The sequence below is a fragment of the Brachyspira sp. G79 genome (assembly GCF_002379365.1).
Taxonomy (GTDB): domain Bacteria; phylum Spirochaetota; class Brachyspiria; order Brachyspirales; family Brachyspiraceae; genus Brachyspira.
On sequence record NZ_JQIU01000009.1, the window covers coordinates 87,490 to 92,664 of the forward strand.

At 25.7% G+C, this 5,175-nt stretch carries 3 protein-coding genes and 2 pseudogenes; 3 read left to right on the plus strand and 2 right to left on the minus strand.

What is annotated here, in order from left to right; genetic code table 11:
- Nucleotides 1-6: 6 nt before the first annotated feature.
- Together KQ44_RS13370 and KQ44_RS13375 are read right to left on the minus strand one after the other, a co-directional pair.
- Nucleotides 7-1,490: pseudogene (locus KQ44_RS13370) on the minus strand (ankyrin repeat domain-containing protein); the annotation flags it as partial.
- A 247-nt stretch (nucleotides 1,491-1,737) separates the two neighbouring features.
- On the minus strand, nucleotides 1,738-2,490 hold the full coding sequence (locus KQ44_RS13375) for a hypothetical protein (protein WP_096737872.1): 753 nt from the start codon (nucleotides 2,488-2,490) through the stop codon (nucleotides 1,738-1,740).
- Nucleotides 2,491-2,644: 154 nt separating this feature from the next.
- Between KQ44_RS13375 and KQ44_RS13380 the strand changes: the two genes are divergently transcribed.
- The 3 genes and pseudogenes from KQ44_RS13380 to KQ44_RS13390 form a co-directional block, all read left to right on the plus strand.
- Nucleotides 2,645-3,679 carry a mechanosensitive ion channel family protein gene (locus KQ44_RS13380; RefSeq protein ID WP_096737873.1) on the plus strand — a complete coding sequence of 345 codons (1,035 nt, stop codon included), beginning with the start codon at nucleotides 2,645-2,647 and terminating at the stop codon, nucleotides 3,677-3,679.
- Between the two features lie 27 nt (nucleotides 3,680-3,706).
- The gene (locus KQ44_RS13385) at nucleotides 3,707-4,561 is read left to right on the plus strand and encodes an aldo/keto reductase (RefSeq protein ID WP_096737874.1); all 855 of its coding nucleotides are present in this window, start codon (nucleotides 3,707-3,709) and stop codon (nucleotides 4,559-4,561) included.
- Nucleotides 4,562-4,747: 186 nt separating this feature from the next.
- A pseudogene (locus tag KQ44_RS13390) lies at nucleotides 4,748-5,107 on the plus strand (glycosyltransferase family 2 protein); the annotation flags it as partial.
- Nucleotides 5,108-5,175 lie beyond the last annotated feature (68 nt).

Below are 5,175 nucleotides of genomic sequence, written 5' to 3' on the forward strand. Positions count from 1 at the left end.
TTAATTTTTATATTCATTAAATGACATACTCTCATGTTCTTTAAATACTGTTCTAACATTTATCTTCAATTTCATTTTTTTTCTCTAGAATACGATTTATTATCTCCGTTTATATATGAATTAATTTTATCTTTATTCTTTATATTGAAATGATATAGATTAAAGAAATAGGAAAGCATCCCTATAAAACGATTACCTTTTGAAGCCTTTTTAAATATTAATCTAGAATATTCTACTTTAATATCAGTATTTCTATTTACTTCAAAAACTCCATTCATAATTTTAGAGTCAGCTATTTCCGCAATATAGTCAATTTCATTTTTATCACTCTTTATAAAATCATAAAGAGAACAATCGAATTTTATTATAGCTTTTTCATTTGCTTCCATGTCAACATCATACCAGCTAAAATATTCCTTATCACTTTTTTTATTATCATACAAATCATAAACAGCAATATAATTCCCCGTTAAATTACTATTTATATTATAATATCCTTTTATCTTATTATTATTTATAAATATATTTCCAAAAAAACCCAGCATTGTAGATAATAGTCCGAAAGAATAATAAGTATAACAGTAAATATACATATTGTTTACTTTATCTTTAAAAGTTATAAACATTGTACTCTCTTCATAAATATCAGGAATATATCTTCTTCTATATACATAAATAAAAGAAGCAAATAAAGCAATCATAATAGCTATAAGAATTAAATATTTACCAAATACCAATTTAAAATAAAATAAAAAATTATCAGTTTTGGCCCCGCTTAAAACTAATTCAGCCGCTATATCTTTATTGCCTTTATCAAGTGCTATTTCAAGCCCTTTGTCTAAATTCATTTTGAATTTATTTCCAAAGAATAAAAATTTCTTTTTTAATAAAATTCTTAACATAGGCTTATTTTCTTGATTAACTGCCAGTAAAAACTCATCATTTATATCATCATTGTCTTTATAATGTTTCAAAATAACTTCAGCAGCATCATAAAAATAATCGTCTACAGCACTGTAAAGAGGCGTTTTACCATTAATAGATTTTTTATAAATATCAGCATTATTTTCAATTAAAAACTCTATTATATTAGTTTCACCCCTATATCCTGAATAAGTATAAATCAAAGTATAGCCGTCATATACTCCGTTTATATCATATTTTTGTATAAACTTCTTAACATCTTCTAAATCTCCATAACCTTCTGCAGTACTTTGATATTCATCTTCTAAACTATCTATTTCTATAACATTATATTTTTTATAAAGTTCCATTTTCTCTTTTAATGCTTTTTCTTCTTCCTTTTTTAGCAAGTTTTCCATATATTCTTTAGGGTCTTTTGCCATTTCTTTTAATTCATCTTCATTTACAAACATTGCATCAAAAAGTTTTTTATAGAAATTAGTATCATATTCCTCTGAGTATAAAAATAAAGACGATATTATTAATAAAATAAAAGAGATAATTATTCTGCTAATAGTTTTTTTCATATTTTTCATAAACCTCATAAATATTTTTCTAAATTTGTAAAATAATTATACATTATAAATATCTATATATCAATTAGCTATGATTATAAGAAATCCTCATTCAAACAAAATACATAATTCTATATAAAATAATTATTCCATAATTAATTTTTTAATTTACTATACATGCTAAAATATATTACAAAAAATAAGCATAGGAAATATTAAAAAATATAACCTATGCTTTTATTATAAATATTAATGATTATTATTTAACTTCTGTTAAAGTACCATTAATTTTTATTATATTATTTTCAAAAGTAGCTTGAAGATCACCTTTCCAATAAGGATTTCCTTCTTTAGCTTTATCAACTATCAAAATGGCAGAATCTGTATTAAAATCAAAATCGTTTGTAAGAGCAGTTTCACTTCTTTTGAAGTTTTCAGTACCTGCACCAATTTGGAATATTCCGTTAGCATCAGATTTCATTTCAAATACATAAGGATCAACTGTTTTACCGCCAGCATGTACGAATCTGATAGTTATAACTCCATCATCTCCTTTTGTAATGCCAGTACCTGTAACTTTAGGACCAGTAGTACCATCAACTGTTCTTTGAGCTATACCAGAACCAGACATACCGTCATCAATGTATCTTGAGGCATTAGCTGTACCAAATAGTAAGAACTGACCCATACTAACTTCCATTCTATTGTTTAGTACATTGTTATCAGCGGATCTGTATTTGTTAAGTAAGTCTGGTGTTCTTGAAGGCATAGAAGCTCCTGTAGCAGCATCTATTTTACCATCTATGTCTCCATAAGAGCCTGTAATTTTTAAATAAGCATTGCTGCTTATTGAAGCATTATTAGTATCTCCAACCATAGCTTGGAAATCAATTGTCAATGTTGCTGCTGCAGTATCATTAGTAGAAGCAGTATCATTAGCTGTATCTGTTTTTTGACCGCCGCATGCGATGGCTAAAACAGAGATGACAAAAATAAATAGAATCTTTTTCATTTTTACCCTCATTTTTTATTAGAATTATTGAGTGCTATTTTAATATATTGTTTATGTTATGTCAAAAAATATTTATATTTTATTATAATTTTTTCTTTAAAAAAATATTATTTTATAATAGAATTGCTTTATAATTTAACTTTTAGGAGAATGTATGGAGTATTTAAAAGAAACGATTATTTGGAATAATAGTTTATTAAAGTATTTGATATCTATAATAGTATTTGCTGTTAGTTTAATAGCAATGAATATTGTTTTAATATTATTTCTTAAGGTATTGTTAAAACTAAATACTAAACTACAAAATGAGTTTATAGTAAATTTGGTAAAAAGTATAAAAAAAAGACTTAGACCTCTTATCTTTATTATTGCTCTTTCTTTCGGAAGAGTTGGGTTAGTACTTCCAAAAGAAGTAAGCGGTTATTGGGCTAAAATAGTTGTAGTATTTTTTATTATATTTGTTGTAATGTTTATATGCGATATAATTAGTAATTTCAGCAACAATTATTTATCTAATAAAAAAGGTGTTGTAATATCTGATGGTATTATCACCATATTAAAAGCTTTAATATGGGTTATTGGATTTTTGACAATACTTTCAAATTTAGGTGTTAATGTTAATACTTTTATAGCTGGACTTGGGATAGGCGGTGTTGCTGTTGCTTTTGCGGCACAAAGTATAATAGCGGATTTATTTAATTATTTTGTAATAGTATTTGACAAACCATTTTTGAAAGGTGATTATATACAAATAGATGCTGATAAAGGTGTAGTTGAATATATTGGTATTAAATCCACACGTATAAGAAGAAACAGCGGTGAGCAGCTTTTAATATCAAATACTAATTTACTTGCTTCAAGAATACAAAATTATAGAATATTAGAAAAGAGAAGACAGTATATGATGTTAGGTGTTGAGTATTCTACGCCTTTGGAGAAATTAAAAGTGATACCTGATATTTTAAAGACGATTATAGAAACTAATAATACTGAATTTGTAAGTGCTAGATTTATAGAGTTTGCTGATTCTTCTCTTAATTTTGAAGTAATATACTATGTAAATACAGCAGATTATAATGAATTTGTAAGAGTAGTTGAAGATATAAATTATAAAATAATAGATGAGTTTAATAAACTTGGCGTAGGATTTGCATTCCCTTCAAGGACTTTATATATAAGCAAGGAATAATTAAAAAAGTATTTTAAGGAGTTATTTATGGATTATACTTTAAAATCTTCAAATATAATGCCTAAATTTGGTATAGGAACTTGGGGCATGGGAGAGAGAGACAAAGAAGCACAAAAAGAGGCAGAGGCTATAGCTTTTGCTTTAGAAAATGGTGTGCGTCTTATTGATACGGCTGAGATGTACGGAGAAGGAAAAGCTGAATCTATAATAGGAGATGCTTTAAAAATATCAGATATAAAAAGAGAAGATATTTTTATAGTTTCTAAAGTTTATCCTCATAATGCTGGAAGAGATAAATTATTTAAAAGTTTGGAAAACTCATTAAATCGTATGGGATTAGAATATCTTGATATGTATCTTCTTCATTGGAAAGGAAGAGTACCTTTAAGAGAAACTGTAGAATGTATGGAAGAAGCAAAGAGAGAAGGACTTATAAAGGACTGGGGTGTTTCTAATTTTGATATTGATGACATGAAAGAACTTGAAACTATAAAAGAAGGCGATAAATGTACGGTTAATCAGGTATTATATCATTTAGGCTCTAGGGGTGTAGATTATTCTTTATATCCTTATATGGAAGAGAGAAATATTGCTTTGATGGCTTACTGTCCTTTGGCACAGGCTGGCTGTTTGGGTATGGATATATTAAAAAATAATACTCTTTTAAGTGTCGCAAAAAAACATAATGCTGCACCTTCTCAGATAGCTTTGGCATTTATTATGAGTTTTAATAATAAAATAGCAATTCCAAAAAGCTCTAATAAAAAACATATAATAGAAAATATAGAATCACAAAAAATTAAACTTGATGATGATGATATAGCACTTATAAATAAAGAATTTCCAAAACCAAATAAAAAAATTCCTTTGGATATAGTCTAATTTACTTGTTTTATTTAATAATATAATATATAATTTTACTATGATTTGTTATTTATTTTATCCTATCGATAGCTTTTTATCTTTAAAAGCAAGCAATAATCTTAAAAAATATTTTATACATATACCTATTAATCATAATAGTCTCAATATATCTTGCTTTAAATCTATTATAAATTGGTAAAAATTATGATTAAAGTAAGTGTAATAATACCAGTTTATAATGCTGAAAAGTATTTAGAAAAATGTTTAAATAGTGTAATTAATCAAACTTTAAAAGAAATAGAAATTATATGTATAGATGATTGTTCTACAGATAATAGTTATTCAATACTAGAAAAATATAGAGAGAAAGATAATAGAATAGTAGTTATAAAAATGAAACCAATCAGGGAATAGGCAATAATAGGAATATTGGCATAATAAATGCTAGAGGTGAGTATTTGGCATTTATAGATAATGATGATTTTATTCAGAAAATTTTTATATGATTTATTTTATACAGCTAAAAAATATGATTCTGATATATGTTATACAAATACTATATTTAGAGGCAAAGAAGAGTATGATATTATAATTGATAATGATACAAAAGATGATTATGTAATGGATTGTAC